The organism is Alteromonas sp. ISO5 (genome assembly GCF_058105165.1).
Window position 1 is genome coordinate 527,905 of sequence record NZ_CM176572.1, and the last position, 24,441, is coordinate 552,345.

Sequence of the window (24,441 nt, forward strand, 5' to 3'; positions counted from 1 at the left end):
AAATTTGATAGACCCGGTATTGCTGGGGAGATCGATAAAGGTTGGGTCAAAAAAGCCTGAAGTATATCAGCAGGCAGCGCACTGCACGCTGCCAACTGATAACAACGATAAGTCTTACATTGAGTAAGTTACGCCCAGATAGAAGGTACGGCCACTTAAAGTCGTGTTATACAAACGATCATCAGAATCACTGTACTGCTCTTCACGCTCATCGCTCAGGTTAATACCTTCGAGGCTGACTTTTAAGTTGTCAGAAATATTGTAAAACGCGGAGAAATCCCAGTAGGTGGTGCCATGGAAACCGGCTTCATCCTGATCGTTACTGGAGGTTTCTACCTGAGTCAGGTAATCATCACGATGCGCCAGAGATACGCGTGCGCCCCAGGAGTCTGTTTCATAGTATAACGTGGCGTTATAGGTGTTTTCTGATAACCCATAGAAAGGCCGGTAAACCGAAACGCTCTCGCCGTCCACCAGAATGTTATGTAACGACTCACCTTCTGCGTAGGTGTAGTTGGCAATGGCTCCTAACTTATCAAAAGGCGCAGGCAGAAAATCAAAATCACGCTGCATAGCGACTTCCCAGCCTGAGAAGTCGCTGTCTTCCAGGTTCTGCGGTTGCGAGAAGGTGTAGGTAGTTTTCGCCGTTTGCGGATTACCGTTTTCATCCAGCATGCCATCGAGCAGCGCCATTGGGTATCCGGTATCACCAAACGCTACCGGTGCCACTCGGGTAGCAATAAAGTTATCGATATCTTTACGGAAATAAGTTAGTGAAGCGTAGCCCACTTCGTCAAAGTAATATTCAACGCTGGTTTCCATATTGATGGTTTCAAACGGCTGTAAAGCCGGGTTACCGGCACTGATGCTCAGGCCACTTGACCCCACCAGCGGATCGGTATTAACGGTGCCGGAAACAGACAGGCTGCCCAGTGTTGGACGGGTGACGTTTTTTCCTGCACTGGCACGGACGACCAGATTCTCAGTGGCATACCAGGCCAGGTTAAAGGTTGGCAACACACCGTCATAGCTACGTTCAACGGTAACGTAATCAGTACCATTCACCAAACCGGTAGATTCAATATCCGTGTCGAAGTAGCGTACTCCAACACTGGCGCGAAGCTCGCTGTCGGCCAGCATCATATCCAAATCATAAAGCAGGTAAGCGGCCTGAGTGTCTTCTGTCACTTCATTCGGAGTTGTGCTCATGGTGAGGTGACGGTTTACGCCAAATTCATCCAGCACGCCGTTCACATTGATGCTCAACCAGTTTTGCTTTTCATGGCCGGTGTTGGTGTAGGTTAAGCCACCGTCAATCACATCACTCACTGCACCACTTTGCCAGTCACTGCGCATTTCATTGGCCGACTGCACATTGTTGTTGCTGTGCTCAAAGGTTTTAAACGACACCCCGAACTTCAGACTGCTGCTGTCGGTTAACAGATAGTCTCCATCCAGCTTGGCAATATCGAAGCTGTTCGACACTTCATCTTCTGCCAGATCGATTTCGTGATAACGGAATTCATCGATATTGGTTGGGTCGTAGCCATCCTGATAAGTATTGGTGCCGTAGAATCGATCCTGACGATAATCAATGGTCATATCGCCGAAAGATTCCAGGTAAACCTTGGCACTGTTACTTTCATAATCACTTTGCATATGGCCAACCAGACCGCTGATGATCAGATCGTCGCTGACTGTCCATTCGCCGTTTAGTACAATTTGGGAGACTTCAGTATTGGCGCTTTGATCGCGACTTTCAGAGTGCAGCGCGGTATTTTCCCACTGTGAATAGATCACTTCGTTGTTGGCGTTGTACTCAAGGGCTGTCAGCGAAGAGCAGAAATAGCGGCTGCTGTCGTAATCCGGGCCGGTGCAGCCCAGCGCCGTAGAGCTTGAGCCACGGCTTTGCAGGTGAAATTCACCACGGTCGTTTTTCAACTCGCCATACAGTGCATCCAAATCAAAAGACAGATCCGTAGTCGGGCGATATTGTAATGCCAGGGTCGCGCCTAGGCGCGTTTGCTCACTATTGAACAGCGAGTAACGGCTACCTCGGCTAAAACGCAGTTCACCACTGTTTACCGCCGCCTGATCGGCCGCAGGCAACGCTGAAATATCAGACCCTTGCGCATCACGCGGACGCCAACGGTAAGTATTGTAGCCCTGCTCACTGGTATCTCGTTTGCTGTACGCCAATGAGAATAACGCGCCAAATTTGTCCCAGGTATTCGACACCAGTGCCGCAATGCGCGGACTGGTATCATCGGTTAAGGAGTTATCACCGGCCTGGGCGCTGATCACGCTTTTAAAACCGTCATAATCAAATGGCTTAGCGGTGTATAACTTAACAGTGCCACCGATACCACCTTCGTCCATATCTGCCGAGTAGCTTTTCTTAACATCAATCTGATTAAACAGTTCAGAAGCAAAGATATTAAAATCAAAGGAACGTGATGCGTTTACCGTTCCGCGACTGTCCATCGGCGAGGAAGACGTACCTAACGCCTCCATGCCATTTAACTGCACCTGGGTAAAATCGGCATTTAATCCGCGCAGTGAGATTTGACGCCCCTCACCGGCTTCACGGGTAATAGTCACCCCGGGAATACGCTGGATCGATTCAGCCAGGTTGAGACTGGGGAAATCAGCGATATCTTCGGCCAGAATTGAATCCTGAGAACCCAGCGCGTCTTTTTTAAGATCTTTGGCTTTCAGCAGTGACCCACGAAAACCGCTGACCACGATTTCTTCAATCACGGCATCCTCGGCACTTTGCCCGGCTACAGTCAATGGCAATGAGCCCATCACGCTCATCACAGAGAGCGCGACTAAACGTTTACGAAAAGACGGTTGCATTGTAAATCCTTAAATAAGTGGTGTTAAATTACTGAGTAAATGGATTGGCCCGCACTAAAGCGCCGTCATCAAACCGCACGGTATGCCCGGTTTGTTGAGATTGCGGTGAGCGGGGATAAAAATCGGTAGAAATAAACTGTGCGCCGCTAAGCTGCGCCTGTTCAAACTGTGCCTGCATTTGCGCAGGCGTTTTACTAAAATCGGCATCTGCCCGGGTACGCACCAAAAAGCCTTGCTGAATCAGTTGGCGGATGTCGCTAAACCCGCGAACGGGATCGTTACGCACCATGATGGCGGCTTCATCACTGTCTGGCGGATAAGAGGCAAACATGCTACGCCCGCGCAATGATGGATGTTCCTGGGCATATAACGCGCGCTGACTGGCGTTTGCGTCGAACAGAAATATAAATTTGCCTCGCAGGGAGTCAATGTCAGGCCAGCCAGCGCGGCGCACCGCTTCGCTCAGACGATGACATTCGCCTCGAATATCATCGGGCGTTACCAGCTTGCCCTGCATTACCGCGCGAATTTCTGCATCCAGCGCCTGGTAGGTTTGTGCTGTAAAAGATGCGGGCACCGGACGCGAAATAAACGCTGGCTGATTTTCTTTCGCGTTTAACATCACCATTACCGGAAAGTGCCCCGGGTGGCTGTCAGACCAGCTTTTTAATAGGTTCAGGCACTCTTTAAACACTACACAGTGGCTCAGTACGTCTACATGGGGAATATGCAGCACTTTAAATCCGGGTTGTGCCAGCGCCTGACGCTCATCAGCGGTTAACCATTGCTCGTTAAGCTGCTGGGCCATTTCCGGTGTGTCGTATTGATGACCATCCGGATCGTTGACGACATCGATTTCCAACTGGCGAAGCCCTAGAGACAACTGGGCGGCTAAAGCCGGATGATGATAATTTATTTGCTGCGCTAAGCGGGGATACTCAGCTTGTAACTGTGTGAATAAAGAAGACGGCAAAGCCCGTTTATAACTGTTGTGGGAACCTATGATCTGGTAATCACTTAAGGTTGCAGCACTGGTCAAAACAGGTAACAGGCATAGCCCAATCAAACTGAAAAAACGCATTATCACACTCCGGTTGGCAGGTATGTAAGAAAGAGGGAATGGGCTTCAAAACGGGGACGTAAAAATATCAAAAAAGATAAATTTTAATAAAAATGTCATATAGTTAGTGAAAGTTTAATGACAATTTAAAAACACCTGTCCCCGTTTTTTGATATCAGTCGTCTCCCTCAATGGCTAACAGCTTTTGGCCGCAAACCCCGACGATTAACAGGCTAATAAACGGAGTGACACATGCTGAAAATGTGGATAGTGAAAAGTGCTTTGATGCTGCTTCTACTTTGCTTAGAAACGGCGGAGGCGACGACCAATGGTGATACTGAAACACCAATACGCATTGCGTTTCTAGCCGATATTCATTTGCACGATCCCTATGCAGCGGCCAAAGGCCTGCCTGACAACGATCTGCCAAAAGATCCAGTAACCGGCGCGCCTTTATTACTGCGCAGCATGAACGCACAGTTACATTCAACCCGACTATTTAACGAAAACTACTGGGTGTTACGGGCCGCGTTAGACGACATTGCCCGGCAGGGAATTAAGCTGGTAGCGCTGCCTGGTGATTTTTCTGACGATGGTCAACCGACCAATATCATTGCATTAACACAATTGCTGGATGAGTATAGCGCGCGCTATAACCTGCGCTTTTACGCCATAAACGGGAATCACGACCCAACGCGACCATTTAGTCGCCCCGGCGGGAAAATGGACTTTCTGTCGTCAACGGGCAGTGAAATAACAGTGGTAAGCCAAGACCATCAGGCATGCAAGAATCAACAGGCTTCGCATTGTACCAACGCCCTGCGAGAATGGGGCTATGCTGAGATTGTGGCTGCTATGTCTGGTCACGGTTTTATGCCTCATCAGGAAGACTTACTGTTTGAAACCCCATTCGGGTCCAAAGAGTTGGATCAGCGACACTGGCAGTGGTGTGATGAAGCGCAGCACTGTATTGCTATGCCAGACAGCAGTTATTTGGTTGAACCTATTGAGGGAATATGGCTACTGGCCATTGATGCCAACGTTTATGAACCTGTCGGAGATGTTAGCGACGGGCAATTTAAAGGTTCTGGCAATGCCGGTTATAACGCCTTGTTACACTATAAACCCGAACTCATTGAATGGATTAGTGATGTAGCTAAGCGGGCCAAAGCGAAGAACAAAAAACTCATCGCTTTTAGTCATTTTCCTATGGCTGACTTTTACGATAATCAGGCCACCACCATAGCGCAGCTATTTGGCAATAAGGCAATGCAATTACAACGGTTGCCAAAGCAAGGCACAACAGAGGCGCTGGCCGCTACGGGCCTGACCCTGCATTTTGCCGGACATATGCACCTTTATGATGTGGCGACTTCCAGTCAACGCAGCTTACTCAACGTTCAGATGCCGTCATTAGCGGCCTATCAGCCTGGTTACACGGTACTAACGCTTAAACAAGATAATCAGGCCAGCATCGAAACCGTGATAGTGAAAGAGGTGCCGGAATTTAACCGTTGGTTTACACTTTATCAAACTGAGTGGCAGTACCGACTGAAGCAAGAAATGACAAACTGGCCAGCCACAACCTTACAGGTCACCGATTATTCTGACTTTACGGACGCTCACCTGAAACAAATGATTCGCCAGCGCTACCTGCAACGAGAGTGGCCCCAGGATTTAGCCAGCGTATTTACACAACATTCGGTGCAAGGCATTCTGGCATTAGCTGGTTGCCCAATCTCCGACAACTGGCCTTCTGGCTTTCTGGAAGACAGCGCAATGCTATTTGTCGATGACTATTATCGCGCTCGCAATGCTGGCGAATTTACTGAATTAGAGAGTAATAGAAAAATATATCACCAATTATATCGTCACTTGGTTAAGGGGCAATGTCGCAGCAGCCAGAGCACTGTTGGCTTCAACCGGCGTCTTAATAAAGTCATGCATCTGATGCTAGAAACACTTAATAGCGCACAACAGGATAAACAGCGTTTCAATATACTACTTTGATACTTGCCGTTTAGTACCCAGCCCAAAGAAGCCTGACAAGTCAGTCCCATCAGGCTTCTTAGTTCTGGCGGAGGCGGAGCTATTAGTTGCTTGTTTAGGTGACGACCTTAGGGGGCAACCGCAAAGTCATCCAGTAAAACCAACTGTGATAAAGCCCCTTCCATTGCACCATTTACCGCAATGGCAGTGTATACATTGCCGGCATCAAGCATCAGTGAACCGGTAGCAATCGCAGCCTCTTTGCTTCCCGCTGCCGTTACAGTAACAAAGTACTCACCGGCCGCCAGGCTCACATAACCGGATTCGGCCAGTGCATCAGTGGAATAATCAACGCCGGCAAAAGCCGGATCCACATCCGCAATCTCTCCGTCGCCGGTGACATAAATATCAACGCTTCCGGCCGCCGGTGAGGCATGAATAATACGTACTTTTGCTTCGGTCGCCACACGACGCGGCATATCCATTAGCAGGTCCAGCTCCGGTGCTGCCAGTTCATTATTGGCGATGGCAGTATAAGACATGCCCGTTTCCAGAGTGACCGCAGCGTCATCAATGGCCACAATGCTGTTGTCAGCGTCTGCCACAACATCAATCAGGTAATCTGCGAGCATCACCGACAAATACTCGGTGGCCATAGGAAATGCCAAGGCATCAACCAGTACCAGTTCGTTATTAGCAATTACATCAACCGCCGGGGCATCACTTATGCCATGCACTACGCGAATATCAGCAGTGGTATTTGCGTCCCACAGTTTGATTGCGTTCTCGCCATCAGCAACCAGTAATGTTACCGGTGAATCACCGCTGCCGGTATTGTTGGTGGCAGCTACCAGTAAATCAGCACCATCAGCCAGCGCCACGGTACCGGAATCAAACACCACGTCCATACTGCCTGCCGGGGTTATACGAATACGGTATTCACCGGCTGGCACCTGGACTAAATCGGTGGCATCAGTAAACGCAGCAGTCACCAGCGGCTGCTCATCGGCCAGCGCAGCATCAGGGCCGGTGACATAGATATCAACTGTAGGCGCTGCTGATGCGGCATGCACAATTTGTACCTGTGCATTACCGGCAGTTACCGGCGTTTCGGCGCTGGTTACCGGCAACAGCATGAGCGAATCATCGGCTACACTGCCTACGGCAAAGACGTCATAATTCGTATCGGTTTCCAGCGTAACATCCGCTTGCAGAACTTCGGCATTATCCCCTGGCAGTATGGCGGTTACGCCAATATCGTAGGTGCCGGTTTCAACTTCAAAGCGACTTGAAGCGACCTGATAGTCAACGCCTTCAAGGTTATTCAGGATGACATCGTTTGCGGTAATGTTAACCAGCGGCGCATCGGAAGCGGCGTGGATGACCCGCACATTGGCAAATTCGGGTTTCGGTTGTACTACCTCATCGTCGTCATCGTCAGATAAGCAACCAGCTAAAAAAAGTGGTAGACTGCACGCTGCAAGGAGCGACATGGTCCTGTTCATCATTATTTCCTCGTTGTTGTGTTGTGACAAATACGGTTACGAGGTCTTTTTGTGAAGGGATCATGCTCCTTGCAACTTTTGGTTAACATCATTTACATTTTACAAATAGCGTTTAGCCTAATATCTAATCAATGCAATTTGAGGTCAATAAGCCTGTTACCAGCCTCACGCCCCTTTGCAGCGCCCTTAGATACTGATAATACAATGCCCAGATAAGGCGAAGATATTGCTGAGAAATGATGTAATCAGCTAAAGCCCTGTCAGGAATGAACAGGGCTTTAGCTTTATAGGTTAGCGCTGGCTTCAGGCCTCCACCGCTTTGCGCTTTACCTGAGTGTTGACTCTGCGGCGACGTGGTGGGCGGGACTGACTGTTGTTATCAGCCGCTTTACCTGAGCGTGGGTGGTTGTTGCCGTTCCGCTGAGGGCTCTTACCGGTGCGCTGGGGCTTACCGGCCGCATCTGAAGAAGTATTTTTTGCCGTCTTTGGCTTTTTAATTTTCTTCGGGGGTAACAGTTTAGTTTCTGGTAGAGGCTGATTAGGCTCAAACCCAGCCAGACTCTCGCGCGGAATAAGCAACTGAATAAGCCGCTCAATATCCTGCAACTGATCTAGTTCATCGGCGCTCACCAGTGACCATGCCTGTCCGGCAGAACCCGCCCGCCCTGTTCTGCCGATGCGATGTACATAGTCGGCAGCAGTGTTGGGTAAGTCAAGGTTTATCACTACAGGCAGCTCACTAATATCAATACCACGAGCGGCGATATCCGTCGCTACCAGCACTTTTACCCGGCCATCTTTAAACGCTTTGAGCGCCGTTGTTCGCGCTCCCTGGCTTTTGTTGCCATGAATGGCTGCGCTGGGCAGACCGGCACTCTCCAGTTTGGCGGCAATTCGGTTGGCGCCATGTTTAGTACGACTGAATACCAACACCTGTTGCCAGTCCTGAGTCTTAATCAGTTTGGTCAGTGCCGCAATCTTGCGTGATTTATCCACCGCCACCAGCTGTTGCTCAATTTTTTCTACCGTTGTATTCGCCGGCGTTACCGCTAATTTAATCGGGTTACGCGTAATCGACTCAGCCAGTGTCATTACATTGTCGGCAAATGTGGCTGAAAATAATAACGACTGACGCTGCGCGGGCAGTAACTTAAGAATACGCTTAATATCATGGATAAAGCCCATGTCGAGCATACGATCGGCTTCGTCCAGGACGAGGATTTCCAGTTGCTCAAACTTCACCGCGTTTTGCTGATACAAATCCAGTAAACGGCCCGGCGTTGCCACCAGCACATCCACCCCGGAACGCAGTATCTTCATTTGCGGGTTGATACCCACGCCACCAAACACCACAGAGCTCTTTAAACGCAGGTGAGTTTTGTATTCACGGATATTGGTTTCGACCTGAGCAGCAAGCTCACGGGTTGGCGTGAGGATAAGCGCACGCACATGATTGGCTTTGGTTTTCGGACCCGCCGCCAGACGTTGCAGAACCGGCAGGGCAAAGCCTGCCGTTTTACCGGTACCGGTTTGTGCTGCAGCCAGCACATCGCGACCGGTTAAAATAGCCGGGATCGCCTCTTGTTGAATCGGCGAAGGCGAACTGTAGCCCTTCTCTTGAATTGCTTTAAGAAGTGGGTCACACAGCCCTAGTTGACTAAAAGACATAATACCTCGGTGTATTAGTTAGTACGAAATAATGAGTCCATGCACGACTCGCAGTTGCACGAAAGAAAAAGGCTATCGGTGTTTACCTGGCTCATATCAGACGGTCAGAATGTGAATCTCTACGGGGACTTACTCGGACTAACGGAAGAAGCGTGAAGCAAATTGAAATAGTACCTTTCAAAGGCGGGCGGATAATACCACCCTTTGGGCTAACCTGCCAGTTTATTTTTTAAACAACCTTTATTACCTGAGCTCGATCGCCCATAAAAAAAGCGGCCCGCAGGCCGCTTATGCAGAAGAATCGGGGATCGCGCAATTAAAAGCTAACAGTAACGCCAGCCCAGAAGTTTCTGGCTCTGTCTTTGACGTTGTAATCGTCGGTAAAGTTCACTTCACTGACTACGCCGCGCCCCGTGAGGTATTCGAACTGACCATCGTTATTCAGGTCGTCATAGGTAACGGAGTAGGTAGTAAAGTCTCTGTCAAGCAGGTTGTTAACCCGTAAATTAAGGATCACGTTGTCGTTTAACTGCCAGCGTGCGCCCAAGTGCAACATGGCGAAGTTTTTGAAATACAGCTCACGATCCAAGGTTGAATCATAACCACGATAACGATCCGAACGGTACTCGCCTTGCAGGTAAACATTTAAGTCGGTATTCACCTGCCAGGTGATGTTACCGTTCGCCATGTGCTCTGCAGTGTTGGTGAGAGGCAAACCGGCCTCCGGGCCACTTTTTTGTTCACTGTCAGTCCAGGTGTAATTTAAGTAGACTGACCAGTCTTCGGTGATACCGTAGCGGCCGGCCATTTCGATCCCCTGCAGCTCAACTTCGTCGATGTTAATACGCTGGCTGTAAGTGTCGTATCCAAGTTCGTCATACTCACCAAGGTTTACACACGGGCGAACACCACCGGTAGTATTACAGCTCTGCACTGTATCACCGCTGGCAATTTTGTCTTCAAAGTCAGTTTGAAAATACGTGATATTGAAGTTGTGTGCGTCACGACTCCAGTACACCGCGATTTCAGAGTTAACGCTGGTTTCGGGTTTCAGCTCCGGGTTACCAGCAAAGGGGCTGGTACCCTGACCACCGAAACCAATGATACCGTCGTACAAATCGGTCGTTTGCGGCGTTTTATAACCCGTACTTACGCCACCTTTCACCGTCCAGTAATCAGTAATGTTATATACTGCATAGATCCGCGGTGAAGTCTGGCTACCAAAAACGTCGTGCTCGTCGTAACGGAAACCAGCGGTCAGGGTCATGCTATCAAAAATGCCCCAGTTATCTTCGGCAAACAGGGAATACATTTTTTGTTCCTGTACGGCACCGGGATCACCGGACTCAAGACCAAATACGCCGTCTTTGAGCTCGCCGTCGATTACCTGTGCGCCAAACACAAAATTATGATCGCCGGCTAAGTCTTCAACCGGAATATCAAAGCGTAAGTCAAAGGTATACTGGCTGCTGTCGAGTGGGCGCGCCGGACGCGGCAGAAACGTTTGTTCGGCCAGATCCCGTCGGGCTTCTTCACTCATGCCTTCGTATTCACCTGTGCCGTCGTACATGGCTTGCAGCAACTGACGTTCCGCTACACTCAGTGGTAATGTACGGCCATTATTTTCTGTATCAACGTAGGCCAGTGATGCCGCAACAGTACCAAAGTTCAGCTTACCGTCGTAAGTTAATGACCACCACTGGCGATCAAATTCCTGTTCAGCAGCATATCCGGCGCGCGGATTTACCTGCCCACGGCGGTCTTGCCACAAACTTTCGATGCTATCGCGGGTCCCCAGCGGATAGATGATTTCGCCGGTATCAAGGTTAAACTCAGGCGTGTTGTCGTACTGCTGATGAGAGTCATCAAAATCAAAGCCAATTTCATGGCCGTCAGCAGGCGTGTAGTTCAGGCTGAAACCGTAGTGCTTGCTGTTATTATCGACCGTGCGGCCGCCACCACCAAAGCCCAGCGAACGCATATGCACAACGCCATTCGGGTCGATTGCCGGCGCCACTTGTGGTGTAGACGCCTGCTGCTCATATATGCTGCCGCGAATGCCCAGGCTTAGCAGATTTTCAATCAACGGGCCAGTAACCGAAAAATCAGTAGTGATGTCATCACCAAAGTCATCGTTAGTTTGCAGACTGCGGCCAAAGGTGATGTTACCGCCCCACTCACTACGGTGCTTTTTAGTGATTACATTAATTACGCCACCCAGCGCATCTGCACCGTAGAGCGTTGAAGCGGGACCACGAATCACTTCGATTCGTTCAATAGTATCCAGCGGTGGCATGTGATTGAATGCGTTGCCACCAAAGTTGTTAGGGTAAATATCACCATGGTTATTCTGACGACGCCCGTCGATCAGTAGCAAAGTGTATTCACCGGTAAGACCACGCATACTAACGCTGCCTTTGCCGGTTTTATCACGGGTAGTGCCAATATCAATACCTTCCTGAAACTGCACTGCATCGAGTAAAGAAGTGAACGAACGGGTTTTGAGATCTTCTGCGGTGATCACAGAAATACTGGCGGGAGCTTCGGTAATTTTCTGTTCAAAACCGGTCGCTGATACCACTACGTGTTCAATATCTTCGCTATCTGGTACTGCAGTAGCCAGAGCGGCGGGCATCAGTCCTAACTGGATGGCGAGTGCCAAACAAGAATATCCAAAACGAATTTTCATGAGTTTCCTATATGTCTATGCGTTGTTCAGTGTGTGTTGTTATGGTGGCTTATAGTAAACAACCAAAACAAAAAGTCAACACAAACGATAGTAATTCTCATTTAGATTATTAAATAAAGCTTGATTGGTTAATTTGGATCAAGGAAGTCGGCCTTAAAGGAATAACTTAAGGCTAATCAGTGAAGCGATTACTTAGTAGCAACTCGAACAAGCCAAAGCTTACTCAAGCTGCCATTTCAGATACCGGTCTATTCGCCAGTTAAATTGGCCAGCGCAAAATCCCAGTTAACCAGCTGCCAGAAGGCTTCCAGATAAGCCGGTCTGGCATTACGGTGATCAATGTAATAGGCGTGCTCCCATACATCCAAAGTAAGCAATGGCTTTAAGCCTTCATGGGCAACCGGCGTATCAGCATTGGCAGTATTCACAATTACCAGCTCGCCGGCCGCGTTTAGCGCCAGCCAGGTCCAGCCCGAACCAAAATTGTTAATCGATTGCTGGGTAAATTCAGCTTTAAAGGCATCAACTGACGCCCAGTTCTCCTCAATCACATCTGCCAATGCCTTCGGCGGCTCTCCACCGCCTTGTGGCGATAAACATTGCCAAAAGAATGTATGATTCCACACCTGAGCAGCATTATTGAACAGCGGCCCACTGACGTCTGTGATGATTGCTTCCAGCGACATATCGGCATAGGGCGTGCCGACAACCAAATCATTGAGTTTCGCCACATAAGTTGCGTGATGCTTTGCATAGTGATATTCGAGGGTTTCCTCTGACATTAAAGGTGCCAGGGCATCTTTTGCATAAGGTAAATCGGGTAACGTAAAACGCATCTTTGTCTCCTGACTCAAATAGTGGATAACGAATATTTGACTAGTCGACACAAAGACTAAAACCTCATGCATACTTGAGGTCAATAACTTTTTTGGGAATGATGATGGAAAACACCTTAAGTGTCGGTGAGGTAGCTAAACGCAGTGGCGTGGCCGTGTCTACTCTTCACTATTATGAAGAAAAGGGGTTAATTCAGAGCCTGCGCACTCAGGGCAATCAACGCCGCTACCATCGCAGTATTCTGCGCCGGGTAGCGATTATTCGCATTGCTAAACAGGCCGGTATTTCGTTACGGATGATAAAATCTCATCTGGAAAAATTTCCAACCCGCGAGTTGTCCCCTTCTGACTGGCAGCAGATGAGCAGTGAATGGCGGACGATGCTGAACGATCGAATTCAGAGTCTGACACAGCTCAGGGATAAGTTCGACAGTTGCATTGGCTGTGGCTGTCTCTCTTTACGTGTCTGCCCACTACGGAATCCGCAAGATAAGCTGGGCGAAGATGGTCCGGGGGCGAGGATCCTCGAGCAAGAGAAGCACAGTTAAAAATGTGGTTAAACCGACTGCCTCAGCCAATATCGGCAATGCCCAGTTCCTGCCGCTTACGTTTACTCAAACCAAGTGCTACGATGCGATAAGACTCGCAGATATAGTATTTTAAGTCGTCATCAAGTGGGCCGGTAGTATCAATTTGCTGGATCCATTTCATGCCGCGACTGGCCAGGTAAGGGGCCGGAATGTAACCTTCTGCCATGCACAAAAATTCGAAGTTGAGCGGTGACGTTTTGAAGGTATAAGCTGGCGTACCCGCTTTCGAGCGACTGCCGATGGCGAAGACTTTTCCGCCGACTTTCCAGACTTCAGAGTTACCCCACTGTACCACGTGTGTAGAAGCTTTAAAGGCGCGGCAATAGGCATTAAACGCGTGATGATCCATGGTTAGTCCGTTGTCAGGGGCTGCGATATGCGATTATCGTTTGCCGCACTCAGTTGAAAACATACACCAGATTGCGCCCATGCCGCTTGGCGGCATACAACGCCTGATCAGCTTGTGAATACAGATGTTCCCAGTCGTAGAGCACTTCATGTGATACCGCAATACCGATACTGACCGTAATATTAACCTGTTTATCGCCCTGTTTAAATTGCAGCTCAGACACCTTATGCCTTAGCCTGTCGGCAACGCCCTGGGCCCGTTCGGTAGTAACGCCGGGCAGCAAGACAGCAAACTCCTCCCCCCCCATACGACCCACGATATCGGTTTGCCGTAGTCCTTCTGCTAGCATTTTCCCAACCCGGCTGAGCACCTCATCGCCAAAGGTGTGGCCATACTGATCGTTCACTTGTTTAAAGTGATCAATATCGACCATTAACAGGGAATGGCAGGCCTGATCGTCGGCAGATAACGATTTCGCGGCTTTTTGCACAAATGCGCGGCGGGTAGGCAGACCGGTTAACTCATCCAGGTTGGCGAGTTTCTGCCATTGCCGTCGCTGGTTCATTACATGCAGTAACGGTAGCACCAGCGCCGTAGCCACAGTTAACACGAGGTGAGAGAGCAAGACGATATTGAACAGGTAGCGGGTATCAGAGTCCTGGGCTGCCAGCATTTGAACCATAATGACAATCCCCTGCAGAAACAGCACAAAAGCGTGCAACAACAACAGTACACGCAGCACCAGATAGACGCTTTTGTAGGGTGATTTACGCTGATAAAACAGCCCTTCGGTCATCACGAACATCAACGCCATGCCTACTGAGGCAACCACGTTAACCATCGCGGAATAGAACGCGGCCACGATAATGAGTGCGCTGCCAACCACAAAGATACTTCTCACCCGGCGGTAAAACTTTAGCGATCCCGGTGACAATTCAAATTTATTCAGCCCGCAGTAGAGTCCGAAAGAAGCCGTGAACAGCAACAGACAAGCCAGGGTGTTGACGGCCTGCAACCCCTCTGCGGCATGAGCAATAACAGACGCGCCAATACCCAACGCGAATAGGGCGCAGGAAACAGACCAGTGCAGATACGACTGATTGCGCTGTTGCGCCCTGTATACAACGAAAAAGTAAACGCTTACCAGCACGTTGATGACAAAAGCCATTACTATGCCAGTGGGAAGGCCGGACGACATGAAGTGTTAAATCTCCACCAGACACCAAGGTTGCAATGTAGCCAAAAGTATACCAACTTGGCAGCCGGTATCCTCGCCCGATAGGTATAACCCCAACAGCATGGGTTTAATTATCCATACCCAAGTATTCCTATTGGAAGGGCCCTATAATTTCAACTTAGTCTCATATCATTGTTGTAAAAGTAGATCTTCAAAAGATGCACAACCAGTTACCTGGCGCGCCAGCAAATCATTCTTGAGCAGTCCCTGCTGGAAATTCGCGTGCGCCAGACCCTTGACTATTTGATGGTTAGCGATAGTTCCGACCACTCAGATCAACGCCAATAAGAGCTTATGTGGAAGAACACCGTAAGATTCTGAATAAATTGGAATTATGCGATCCTGGGCGCGCACGAAACGCCATACATCACCATATTTCAAATGCGCTTGAACAGGATATGTCGGTACTGGATATGCATGACAACGAGGACGAATAGTCAGCGTTATCAGGCATCATTGCCGGAAATACTTACCGTTGCGCTCATGCCGGATACCAGCGTGTAGCCATCAGGCAAGGCGGAAGTATCAAGGTGAATTCTTACCGGTACCCGCTGGGCCAGACGCACCCAGCTAAAGGTCGGGGTTATATCACTTAACATATCGGCGCTGGTCGCGGCGGCATTATCGGCAATCCCGCTGGCAATACTATCTACCCGGCCAGGCACTTTGATATTGCCAGCCATGAGTATTACCTCCGCTTTATCACCCACATGAATCCCTGGCAGTTTGGTTTCCTCAAAGTAACCGTATACCCACATCCCCTCACGCTTTACCAGGGCCAGACTCGCAACGCCTGAAGTAACGTAATCTCCCTGCTTCACATTGAGATTTGTAACAGCACCATCAGCCGCCGCTGTGACCCGGGTACGGGCATAGTCCAGTTCGGCTAGTGCCAGTTGATTTTCGATTTGTTTTACTGCAGCCTGAGCGCGAATAGTGTTAGCAGTGGCGAGTTTAGCCTGTGCCAGGGCTTGCTGCAGCTGGGCATAAGCTTCTTCCGCCAGGGCTTTGCTATCATGGATTTCCTCACTCGAGACCGCTTTATTTAGCCTGGCACGTCGTTCAGCCCGCTCATTCAGGTTCGCATAGTAAGTCTCGCTGGCCGTTACAGCAGACTCAGCAATTGCTTCGTTTGCTCTTGCCGCAATAACGGCTGCCTTTGCTTCGGCCAAATCAGCTTCGGCCGCTTTAACGTTTTGCGCGTAACGGGCGGGGTCAATAACAAATAACAGATCGCCTTTACGCACTGCCTGATTGTCTTTTACCGCAACCTCAGTGACCAACCCGGACACATCGGCGGACACTTTGATGATGTCGGCTCTCACGCGCCCGTCCCGAGTCCATGGCTGGGTGGTAAAATGGTGCCATGCCAAATAAGCACCAAAAGTTGCTATGGCTACCATTGACAGGGTTACCAGTACCCGTACAGATAAAGTGTGTTTCATAATTAACCTACCAGTTGAATAATCGCTAGCGCGTATAAACTAATCATCAGCGCCATTCGAAATAAAGATGGATGCCACAACCAGCGGTACCACCCCATTACCACCAGCATGCGATCAATCACAATAAAAAAAGGAATTAAAGCAATAAGTAATAGTGCGGCACCGGGCAGATACACCCCTGCAAAAGAAAACGCTAGTGGCATGATGTAACCCCTTCGTATGAATATTCGGCCATCGACAACGGCTCCTTTAACACGCTACTTAGTAAAAAAAGGTGCTGCCGCAAAGCGCCATTGGGCTCAGTATTATCCAGTTCATCTAGCAAACTGGTCACTCTGACATTTATCGCCAGCACTTCGGATTGTGAGCACTTACTCTTTCTGTAAGCATTTACTATCGATGATAGTAGTTCAGAAATAGCGAGTTTGTGGTGAACCTGCGGTGGATGTTGTATAAGGTCTTCACGTAATGCAACAACGGCATAACACAGCTCATTAGTATTTAATGCTGCAGCTAAAAATCGCTCCAGCACTTCAGGGCGGGAAGCAAAATGCTGTGACATCTGTACCGTGATATCACTGTTTCGACTGCGCACTTTCTGAGCCAATCCCTTTTCGCCGTGCAAACCAGCCATACTCACACTTTGCCCCAGCATGGTGAGATAGCGCTGGTACTGCGCTTTCGTGCCGACAATTTTAGGCATAAGCAGAAAACCGCTGCACGCGGTGATCACTCCGACAATGGCAGCCAGCATTTCATTAGAGAAACGTGTGTAGTCAAGGCTGACTACCGGGCCAATATTCAGTGCCACTAAAAAGCCCATCAACAACGGTATAGCCAATCCGTTTCCGCCAGGTAAGGTAGCAATATAAAACATCACCAGAAGATACGGCGCGGTGCCTATTACAAACATTGGATAAGTGGTAAATGTTGGTAGCACAACAAAGCAACTTAGCGCCAGAAAAGGGGCAATACTGTGACCAACTACGGCCATTTTTACTGCCGCCAGCGGATTGGGAAGCGGGGCCAGCATCATGCTGAGCGCCACAACAATAAACACGGCTATGGCGCCTGCCTGCCAATGGCTGTTTACCCAGATTAAGCCAACCACTTCAGTGACCAGAAAGGTACGGAAAAAGGTTAGCCGTACCAAGGCCGGATCGAATACGCTGCTAAACCTAACTTTACTGAGCACAGCAGCCTCAGTATGACGTCGCTTACTGGCTACCAGAAAAGCACGCAAACAAAGCGTCAGGGATTTAGTGATTTTTTCCAGCAAAATAATGCCGGCTTCCAGTTCGGTGTTTGCCTTTTTATTATCGTCGCATGCTTTATGAGTGCCTTTTTGCAACTGACTTGAGTACTGATGGAGGCGCACCAGAATATTTTCTCTATTTCCGTCACTCTCAAGTATGTCTACCAACGGCTGGCTGCTCTGATTAATAACCATAAGGTTTGAGGAAGCACTGTTTGCCAGACGTTGTTTTAGTCTTTGTAATGTCTGTAAGTGGTTGATCGTTTCAAGATAATAATAGTTACTCAGCCTTAAGGGCCGGCTGAGACTGCTTAACCACGGTCCTTCAAACTTTGCATTGGCCAGCAGATCTTCAAAGTTCATGGCGTCTGAGGTGGTTTCACGGTAAATCGCGAGGGCTTGCTTTGAATGCTGTCCCTGCGACAACGTATGGTGCACCTCTGCCAGTAAATTGCTGATGTTTGCCTCAACCTGTTTCTTAACCTGCCCTCGCAACTGACGGGGAAACAGCCCGTCGAATACCAGCGTAGTCACTCCAAGTCCGAGCACCACTTCAAAAAAGCGGTGGATAGCCACTTCAAAAATCGCATGGGGATTATCCAGTACCGGCAGGGTTATCATGGCTACCGTGTAGCCTCCCAATACAAAGGTATAGCCACGAAAACCTTTGAACATAAGCGCCCCAGCGGCACAAATGCCACTCCACAGAGCAATAGCCGTAATCAGTATCTGCGACTGTTGCGCAAACATTGCCACCAGCGTAACCGACGCGATAGTACCTATTACCGTTCCAAGGATCCGGTAGAAACTTTTCGCCATGACCATACCGGACTGACTATTCATAACCACTACCACGGTAAGCATAGACGTCATTGGAGATGGCAGTTCCAGCAGCATGGCCAGCCCGGTTGCCAGATATAACGACAACATAGCTTTAAACACAAACAACCAGGGCTCGCGGTTCTCTTTAACGCCCTGAAAAAGCGGCGTTATCATTTGTTGCAAAAGTGCCTGGCTTTTCACTGTATTTCTTTACTCACACTGTTGAGTAACAGCTTTAGCGAGGCTTCAAGGTTTTCCCTTTGTGACGGGTTAACGCCAGCAAATATGCTGCGTAGTTGCGCTGAGATGTCTGGCAAAAGTTGCTTCAGAAGTGCTCTGCCCTCCTCATTCAGATTCAGCAGCCAAACCCGCCGGTCGATTGGACTGACACGTCTCTCAATGAACCCTTTGGCAAATAACTGATCAGTTACCCGGGTGATATTCGAGGGCTTCTCACCGGTTAAGGCAATCACTTCTGATACCGTCAGGCCGTCTTCAGACCCTTCCAGCATTGTGAGCGTATTGTATTCGGATAATGACAGACCATATTGGCGTAGTTGCTGATTGGCGTTGTCGGCCATGAGTTTATCCAGCATACGAATAAGCCGGACAAGCAAAGCCTCCGACAGAGAGTATTCAGGATGGCGCTGACTGAAGGAGGTTAGATGTTTTTCTATATCAGAAAATGTGGTCATTGGAAGTTTCACTCTGTGACACTGAACAAACGGACATACAGCGATCTTTATTACATAGATATTTATTTCATTTATGTAATATTAATTTATGAAACGAATTATTGTCCAACCTAAAATACTAATTTGAGATGAGCGTCATATTTTTGCGAATAACAACTCTGAAATTGCTACTTTAGGCCCTATTCAGTTAATCAGCGCTGAGATAGCATGGCTGTGACTGGCATTAAAGAAAACTGTGTTCCGGCACGTAAATGTAAATCCCGAATAAAGTAAGTAACTATTATGCGCGCAATTATTACTACAGCTCCCGATAAAGGCCTTGATGGTCTGAAAATAACTAATCTCCCTGAGCCAATGGCCCCCACAGGCGATCAAACCCTGGTAAGAATACAAGGCAGCTCACTGAATTATCACGATTTAGGCGTCGCCATGGGGACGCTTAACAGAGTCCATGATCGTATTTTACTGGCCGATGGGGCCGGTATAGTTGAAGCGGTTGGCGACGATGTTACCGAGTTTGTGCCTGGTGATGAGGTGGTTTCCTGCTTCTTTCCTGATTGGCAGAACGGTAGTCCGCTAATTGGCGATTTCAGCCGCACGCCTGGTGATGGTATCGACGGCTATGCCAGAGACAAAGTCGTCGCACCACAACACTGGTTCACCAAAGCCCCAAAAGGCTGGACCGCCACGGAATCATCGACCATCACCACCGCCGGGCTAACAGCCTGGCGTGCGCTGGTAACCGAGGGTAACATCAAAGCAGGCGATAAAATTTTGTTGTTGGGCACCGGAGGGGTTTCGGTTTACGCACTTCAATTGGCGAAAGGAATGGGCGCCAAAGTAGCAATCACGTCTTCCAGTAACGATAAACTGGAACAGGCTAAGACGCTGGGCGCCGACTTTACCGTTAACTATAAAGAGGATGAAAACTGGGGTGAAACCATTGCCGGATGGTCAGCAGGTGGCGTTGATGTAGTTGTAGAAGTTGGCGGCCCCGGAACACTTGCCCAAAGCATAACGGCCTGTCGCGTAGGCGGTAAAATTGTGCTCATCGGGGTACTTACCGGTATGACGGGTGATATTCCAACAGCACTCATGATGCTTAAACAAATCCGTTTGCAGGGAATTGTTGTAGGCAACCGACAGGAACAGCAAGACATGGTAAAAGCCTTAGAACAACTGGATATCAAGCCGGTAATCGATAAAACTTTTGCCTTAGAAGAGCTCGCTGATGCGTTTCGCTATGAGTTGTCGGCAGGACACTTTGGCAAAATTGCCATCGACTACACACGCTAAACTATCCCCATTCAGGACCAAAAAATCTGTGCGTAAACCGCGCCGGCAGCTCTGCGCACAGTGCTCACTATGCCTGTGAACACGCAGGCAACACACCATTAATTGCTTTGGCCACAGGACTACGAATTGGAAAAGCAAGCCTCTGCAATATTCAGCCATTTTCACTGCCGGTACCGGGCAGCAGGCCTTGATGCAGTCAAGTGCGCTCCATAAGCACTGCCCCGCGAGTGAAATAAACCAAGCCGTCGATGGCATCGCACTGCTCGTTTAATGCCATCCAAAAGGCACCTATGAATTAAGAATAATGATAGAATTCGGTGAAACAATGAAAACTATGCATAGTTAGCAATGATAGAACGATTTCACTTACAACTTCTCACCGCGGTAAATGAATACGGCACCCTGACCCTGGCCGCCGAAAAATTATACCTCAGCCAGTCCGCGTTGAGTCACAGTATTAAGAAACTGGAACAACAATTGGGCACACCGATTTGGGAAAAAGACGGCCGTAAGCTTCGACTTACCCAGACAGGACAACAAATTCTCATCCTGGCAAAACGTTTATTGCCCCAGTTTGAACACACCGAATTATTGCTTACGCAGATAGCTAAAGGCCAGCGCGGCTCACTGCGGATAGGTATGGAGTGTCACCCCTGCTATCAGTGGCTTTTGAAGGTGGTTAGCCCTTTCCTTGAAAGCTGGCCAGGGGTCGAAGTCGACGTTAAGCAGGAGTTTCAGTTTGGCGGCATGCGGGCCTTGTATGACTATGATATCGATGTCCTGGTAACACCCGACCCTTTGTTTAAAAGCGGCGTTACCTTCGAGCCAGTGTTTGATTTTGAGCAACGCCTGGTGGTAGCTCACAACCATCCCCTGGCGGCGCTAGATCGGGTTGAGCCATCCGACCTGCAAAATGAAACGTTGATCACTTATCCGGTAGAGCCACAACGGTTGGATATATTCAGTCAGTTTCTGGCGCCGGCAGGCTGCACCGTAAAACGCCACAGGCATATAGAGGCTACCGAAATCATGCTACAGATGGTTAGTGCCGGCCGTGGCGTTGCGGCACTGCCTGGCTGGTTGGTTGATACCTACGCTGAATCGTTACAACTGGTGAGTTTACGGTTAGGTGCAGAGGGGATCATGAAGCATATTTATCTGGGTATGCGCAACAATGACGTCAATATCGATTATCTGGCCGATTTTGTGCGCCTGGCAAAACAAACTGAAAATCAGGTTGATAAAGCCTAGTTTTACGCATAACACCACCTGGTAGCACTTCTTGTTTAAACATGACTCTTTAAGCCACTCATCATTACCATGAAACCGTATCATCCTACCCGTTCCGCTGGCTGGCTAGCGTGTTTTACACTGATAACTTATCTGCTTTCGGTGGCTGGCCTGGTGCCTGCCGATATAGCCACCGTAGCGGCGTGGCTTACTCTGGTTATCATGCTACCTGCGATTAAAGCATCGGCCAGAAGGCAATCCGCGATACTATTTACACTGGGCGTGATAGGCCTGGCTACAGGTTACTGGCAAGGTGCGGATATTAGCTGGCGCAGTGTTTTTGCAGCCAACGTGCCGCTGTTAACCATGTTTGTGGCGATTACTTTTTTATCCTTAACGAACGCGCCGGACAGTGAAGAACGCCTACCCACAGGCTGTAAGGCTGCAGCCATCACCGCTGTAGGCACCACATTACTCGGTGCCTTTATCAACTTATCAGTTATCTTTGTGTTTGGTGACCGGCTGCAACGCGGCGGCACTTTAACCGATGCACAGCAAATCCTGCTGGCCCGCTGTTTTACTGCTGCAGCCTGGTGGTCACCGTTTTTTATAGCCACCGGCGTAGCTCTGATGTACGCCCCCGGGATGGCCTGGAAAGCGACGGTTGCGCCAGGCGCACTAATGGCTATGCTGGGCATTATCTACACACTCGTAGAGGTAAAATACAAATCCGCTTCTCAATTTGAAGGTTATCCCCTTAAAGCAGAAAGCCTTATGATACCCTTATTAATGGCGGTTTCCGTATTGACTCTGCATCATTTTTTCCCGCAAATCCCCATTATGCTCCTGATAAGCCTGCTGTCGGTTCTGGGTACTTTGGTGTGTATGCAGCAACGCCCCCGCCTGTTCACTTTAAAAGACTTTGTTGATAACCGGTTGCACACTGCCGGCCCTCAATTTGCCCTATTTCTCGCTGCGGGTGTGTTTTCTGCTGGCATCAAAACTGTAATTGATCTGCATCCGGATCTCATTGACCTGCATCTGTTCAGTTTCGATGCCAACATGTTTGCTATCATATTAGCGTTAATGATCACAGCCGGCCTGCTCGGGGTGCACCCGGTGATCAGTATCGCGGTAGTGAGCCCGTTACTGTTGCCACTAGCTCCTGACCCCACCAGCCTGGGCTTTATGTTTCTCTCTACCTGGGCTATTTCCACAGGCTCGGGGCCGCTATCGGGAATAGGTCTAGTCCTGACTAGCCGTTACGGGGCTTCCTCACGTCGTATTATCCGAAATAACTGGCATTACGTCATCACCATGTGGGCCCTTGCCAGCCTGTTAAACTGGGTGTTGCTGGCCTGAATTACAGGCAAAGCTTCACCACAATTTGACCCAGTCTTAAGTATCTTTGCCGCACATTTTGGTAAACACTTAAGGAAAACCCATGAAAAAACATACCATCAACACCACGCTGGTAGCCTTATCATCAGTTATTAGCGCCGCGGCAATGGCAGACCCACTCGATTATGATTACCTGCAATTAGGTTATGCTACGGGCGATTATGCTGATATTGAGCCATTTGATTTAAAAGGACCTGAATTTGAAGGCAGCTATGAAATCGGCCGGAATATATTTATTACCGGTAAATATCGTAGCGCTGACGATAAGGTTGGCCAGTATACCCTTGATGAAACTAACTGGCAGGCAGGGACCGGCTACTATTATCACTTTAGTCAGAATACCGTCTTTGACGTGCGGTTATACTACGGTGAAATTGATTTCAAACTCTCAGACAACGAGGCATCAGCCAAAGACGGTACACATTTTTACAGCGTCGCCGGCAACGTGCGCCATCAGTTAACCGATGCTGTGGAATTATTTGGCGGACTGGAGGTGCAAAAATGGCACGAAGGTTCAAACCAGAAAGCTTATCGACTGGGTGCTCAATACGCTTTCGGCGCAACTCAACAGTTTGTGCTCGGCGCAGAGTACACCAAGTTCTCAGACTCTCAGTGGTGCAAGTTGTTCGCCCGCTACGTTTTTTAATCTGCTGCTGGTCGCCTTGTTGCTTTCGGGCGACCTACCCTGCAACTTTGTTTTCACACCATGAAAAGTCTTCACGTTACCATTTGGCAACAGATAGCCATTTTTGTTAAATCTGCGCGCAAAACTTCGTCAACCATGAAAAAAACTCTCACTAAAACAGCGATTAGCATGCTTTTCTGAGCTGGCATGTTGTTTGAAAAAGCATTGGTAACTTCTGATAAGCGGTAGCCAATTACGCGCCGTTTATCAGCCAATCCTGTTCATACAAAGAGGACACTATGATGAAAAAAACAATCATTGCTTTATCAACCCTGACCGCCCTGACATCTTTTGGCCTGAGCGCACAGCAAACGCCCGACGAGATCAATGAAACCGGCATTTATGTTGGCGGTAACTACGGTTATCTGCGGGTAGAAGGTGAAGATGATTTCGACGATGACAAAGATGTATGGCAGGGCATTGTTGGTTACAAATTTAATACCTGGGTGGCTGTTGAAGGATCCTACATCGACTTTGGTGACTACGGCTCATCACTGGCTGGCGCCGAAACCGACGGCTACACCCTGGCCCTGAAAGGGATGGTGCCGGTAGCAGGTGGTTTATCTGCCTATGCCAAATTAGGTCAGTTGTGGTCGGATACCGATTATCGCCTGGCCGGTGTTACGACTTCTGCGGACGACGAAAGTCTGTTTGTCGGTGCGGGTTTAAGCTACGCCTTTTCACCAAATCTGCTGGTTAACGCAGAATATGTAGTGTACGACACCGAACTCGATGCTGAAGCTGCTTTCGATGATATTGACGATACTAACTTTGAGACCGACCTGAAACAGGCCAGTATTGGTATTGAATACCGCTTCTAATTAAACCGG

The 24,441-nt window shown here is 49.0% G+C and carries 19 protein-coding genes; 7 read left to right on the forward strand and 12 right to left on the reverse strand.

From position 1 onward, the window contains the following. Nucleotides 1-114: 114 nt before the first annotated feature. Both AC2T0J_RS02295 and AC2T0J_RS02300 read right to left on the reverse strand, forming a co-directional pair. Complete coding sequence (locus AC2T0J_RS02295; RefSeq protein WP_489808585.1) at nucleotides 115-2,859, reverse strand: TonB-dependent receptor; 2,745 nt, start codon at nucleotides 2,857-2,859, stop codon at nucleotides 115-117. A 28-nt stretch (nucleotides 2,860-2,887) separates the two neighbouring features. Beyond that, entirely contained in the window at nucleotides 2,888-3,940 is a 1,053-nt protein-coding gene (locus AC2T0J_RS02300) for a Ca2+-dependent phosphoinositide-specific phospholipase C (protein WP_489808586.1), read from the reverse strand. A gap of 231 nt (nucleotides 3,941-4,171) precedes the next feature. Between AC2T0J_RS02300 and AC2T0J_RS02305 the strand changes: the two genes are divergently transcribed. Continuing rightward, entirely contained in the window at nucleotides 4,172-5,929 is a 1,758-nt protein-coding gene (locus tag AC2T0J_RS02305) for a metallophosphoesterase (RefSeq protein ID WP_489808587.1), read from the forward strand. A gap of 107 nt (nucleotides 5,930-6,036) precedes the next feature. On the opposite strand, the gene AC2T0J_RS02310 is transcribed toward AC2T0J_RS02305, so the two are convergent. The 4 genes from AC2T0J_RS02310 to AC2T0J_RS02325 form a co-directional block, all read right to left on the reverse strand. Then, on the reverse strand, nucleotides 6,037-7,416 hold the full coding sequence (locus AC2T0J_RS02310) for a DUF4397 domain-containing protein (protein ID WP_489808588.1): 1,380 nt from the start codon (nucleotides 7,414-7,416) through the stop codon (nucleotides 6,037-6,039). 300 nt (nucleotides 7,417-7,716) lie between these two features. Then, entirely contained in the window at nucleotides 7,717-9,081 is a 1,365-nt protein-coding gene (locus AC2T0J_RS02315; protein WP_489808589.1) for a DEAD/DEAH box helicase, read from the reverse strand. A gap of 316 nt (nucleotides 9,082-9,397) precedes the next feature. Continuing rightward, nucleotides 9,398-11,770 carry a TonB-dependent receptor domain-containing protein gene (locus AC2T0J_RS02320; RefSeq protein ID WP_489808590.1) on the reverse strand — a complete coding sequence of 791 codons (2,373 nt, stop codon included), beginning with the start codon at nucleotides 11,768-11,770 and terminating at the stop codon, nucleotides 9,398-9,400. A gap of 248 nt (nucleotides 11,771-12,018) precedes the next feature. Then, a complete protein-coding gene (locus AC2T0J_RS02325) occupies nucleotides 12,019-12,606 on the reverse strand; it encodes a superoxide dismutase (RefSeq protein ID WP_489808591.1) in 588 nt (195 codons plus the stop codon). Between the two features lie 104 nt (nucleotides 12,607-12,710). On the opposite strand from AC2T0J_RS02325, the gene soxR reads away from it, so the two are divergent. Continuing rightward, nucleotides 12,711-13,154: a redox-sensitive transcriptional activator SoxR gene (gene soxR / locus AC2T0J_RS02330; RefSeq protein ID WP_489808592.1), complete on the forward strand. Its 444-nt coding sequence runs from the start codon at nucleotides 12,711-12,713 to the stop codon at nucleotides 13,152-13,154. 22 nt (nucleotides 13,155-13,176) lie between these two features. Here the strand turns inward: soxR and AC2T0J_RS02335 are convergent, their stop codons facing one another. From AC2T0J_RS02335 to AC2T0J_RS02360, 6 genes are all read right to left on the reverse strand, one after another. Further along, nucleotides 13,177-13,545, reverse strand: a complete 369-nt coding sequence (locus tag AC2T0J_RS02335) for an MmcQ/YjbR family DNA-binding protein (RefSeq protein ID WP_489808593.1) — start codon at nucleotides 13,543-13,545, stop codon at nucleotides 13,177-13,179. Nucleotides 13,546-13,594: 49 nt separating this feature from the next. Next, nucleotides 13,595-14,713, reverse strand: coding sequence for a GGDEF domain-containing protein (locus AC2T0J_RS02340; RefSeq protein ID WP_489808594.1), 1,119 nt, complete (start codon nucleotides 14,711-14,713; stop codon nucleotides 13,595-13,597). A gap of 515 nt (nucleotides 14,714-15,228) precedes the next feature. Then, a complete protein-coding gene (locus tag AC2T0J_RS02345) occupies nucleotides 15,229-16,227 on the reverse strand; it encodes an HlyD family secretion protein (RefSeq protein ID WP_489808595.1) in 999 nt (332 codons plus the stop codon). Between the two features lie 2 nt (nucleotides 16,228-16,229). Beyond that, nucleotides 16,230-16,430, reverse strand: a complete 201-nt coding sequence (locus tag AC2T0J_RS02350) for a DUF1656 domain-containing protein (RefSeq protein WP_105934781.1) — start codon at nucleotides 16,428-16,430, stop codon at nucleotides 16,230-16,232. After that, nucleotides 16,421-18,505 (reverse strand): FUSC family protein, encoded by a 2,085-nt coding sequence (locus AC2T0J_RS02355; RefSeq protein ID WP_489808596.1) that lies wholly within the window; start codon nucleotides 18,503-18,505, stop codon nucleotides 16,421-16,423. Before AC2T0J_RS02355 ends, AC2T0J_RS02350 begins: the two co-directional genes overlap by 10 nt. Beyond that, the gene (locus tag AC2T0J_RS02360) at nucleotides 18,502-18,999 is read right to left on the reverse strand and encodes a MarR family winged helix-turn-helix transcriptional regulator (RefSeq protein ID WP_489808597.1); all 498 of its coding nucleotides are present in this window, start codon (nucleotides 18,997-18,999) and stop codon (nucleotides 18,502-18,504) included. Before AC2T0J_RS02360 ends, AC2T0J_RS02355 begins: the two co-directional genes overlap by 4 nt. 282 nt (nucleotides 19,000-19,281) lie before the next feature. On the opposite strand from AC2T0J_RS02360, the gene AC2T0J_RS02365 reads away from it, so the two are divergent. From AC2T0J_RS02365 to AC2T0J_RS02385, 5 genes are all read left to right on the forward strand, one after another. Then, entirely contained in the window at nucleotides 19,282-20,295 is a 1,014-nt protein-coding gene (locus AC2T0J_RS02365; protein WP_489808598.1) for a zinc-dependent alcohol dehydrogenase family protein, read from the forward strand. 348 nt (nucleotides 20,296-20,643) lie between these two features. Further along, entirely contained in the window at nucleotides 20,644-21,546 is a 903-nt protein-coding gene (locus tag AC2T0J_RS02370) for a LysR family transcriptional regulator (protein WP_489808599.1), read from the forward strand. Between the two features lie 69 nt (nucleotides 21,547-21,615). Beyond that, nucleotides 21,616-22,887 carry a hypothetical protein gene (locus AC2T0J_RS02375; protein WP_489808600.1) on the forward strand — a complete coding sequence of 424 codons (1,272 nt, stop codon included), beginning with the start codon at nucleotides 21,616-21,618 and terminating at the stop codon, nucleotides 22,885-22,887. Between the two features lie 82 nt (nucleotides 22,888-22,969). Beyond that, nucleotides 22,970-23,572 carry a DUF481 domain-containing protein gene (locus AC2T0J_RS02380; protein ID WP_489808601.1) on the forward strand — a complete coding sequence of 201 codons (603 nt, stop codon included), beginning with the start codon at nucleotides 22,970-22,972 and terminating at the stop codon, nucleotides 23,570-23,572. 281 nt (nucleotides 23,573-23,853) lie between these two features. After that, the gene (locus AC2T0J_RS02385) at nucleotides 23,854-24,432 is read left to right on the forward strand and encodes a porin family protein (RefSeq protein WP_489810418.1); all 579 of its coding nucleotides are present in this window, start codon (nucleotides 23,854-23,856) and stop codon (nucleotides 24,430-24,432) included. Nucleotides 24,433-24,441 lie beyond the last annotated feature (9 nt).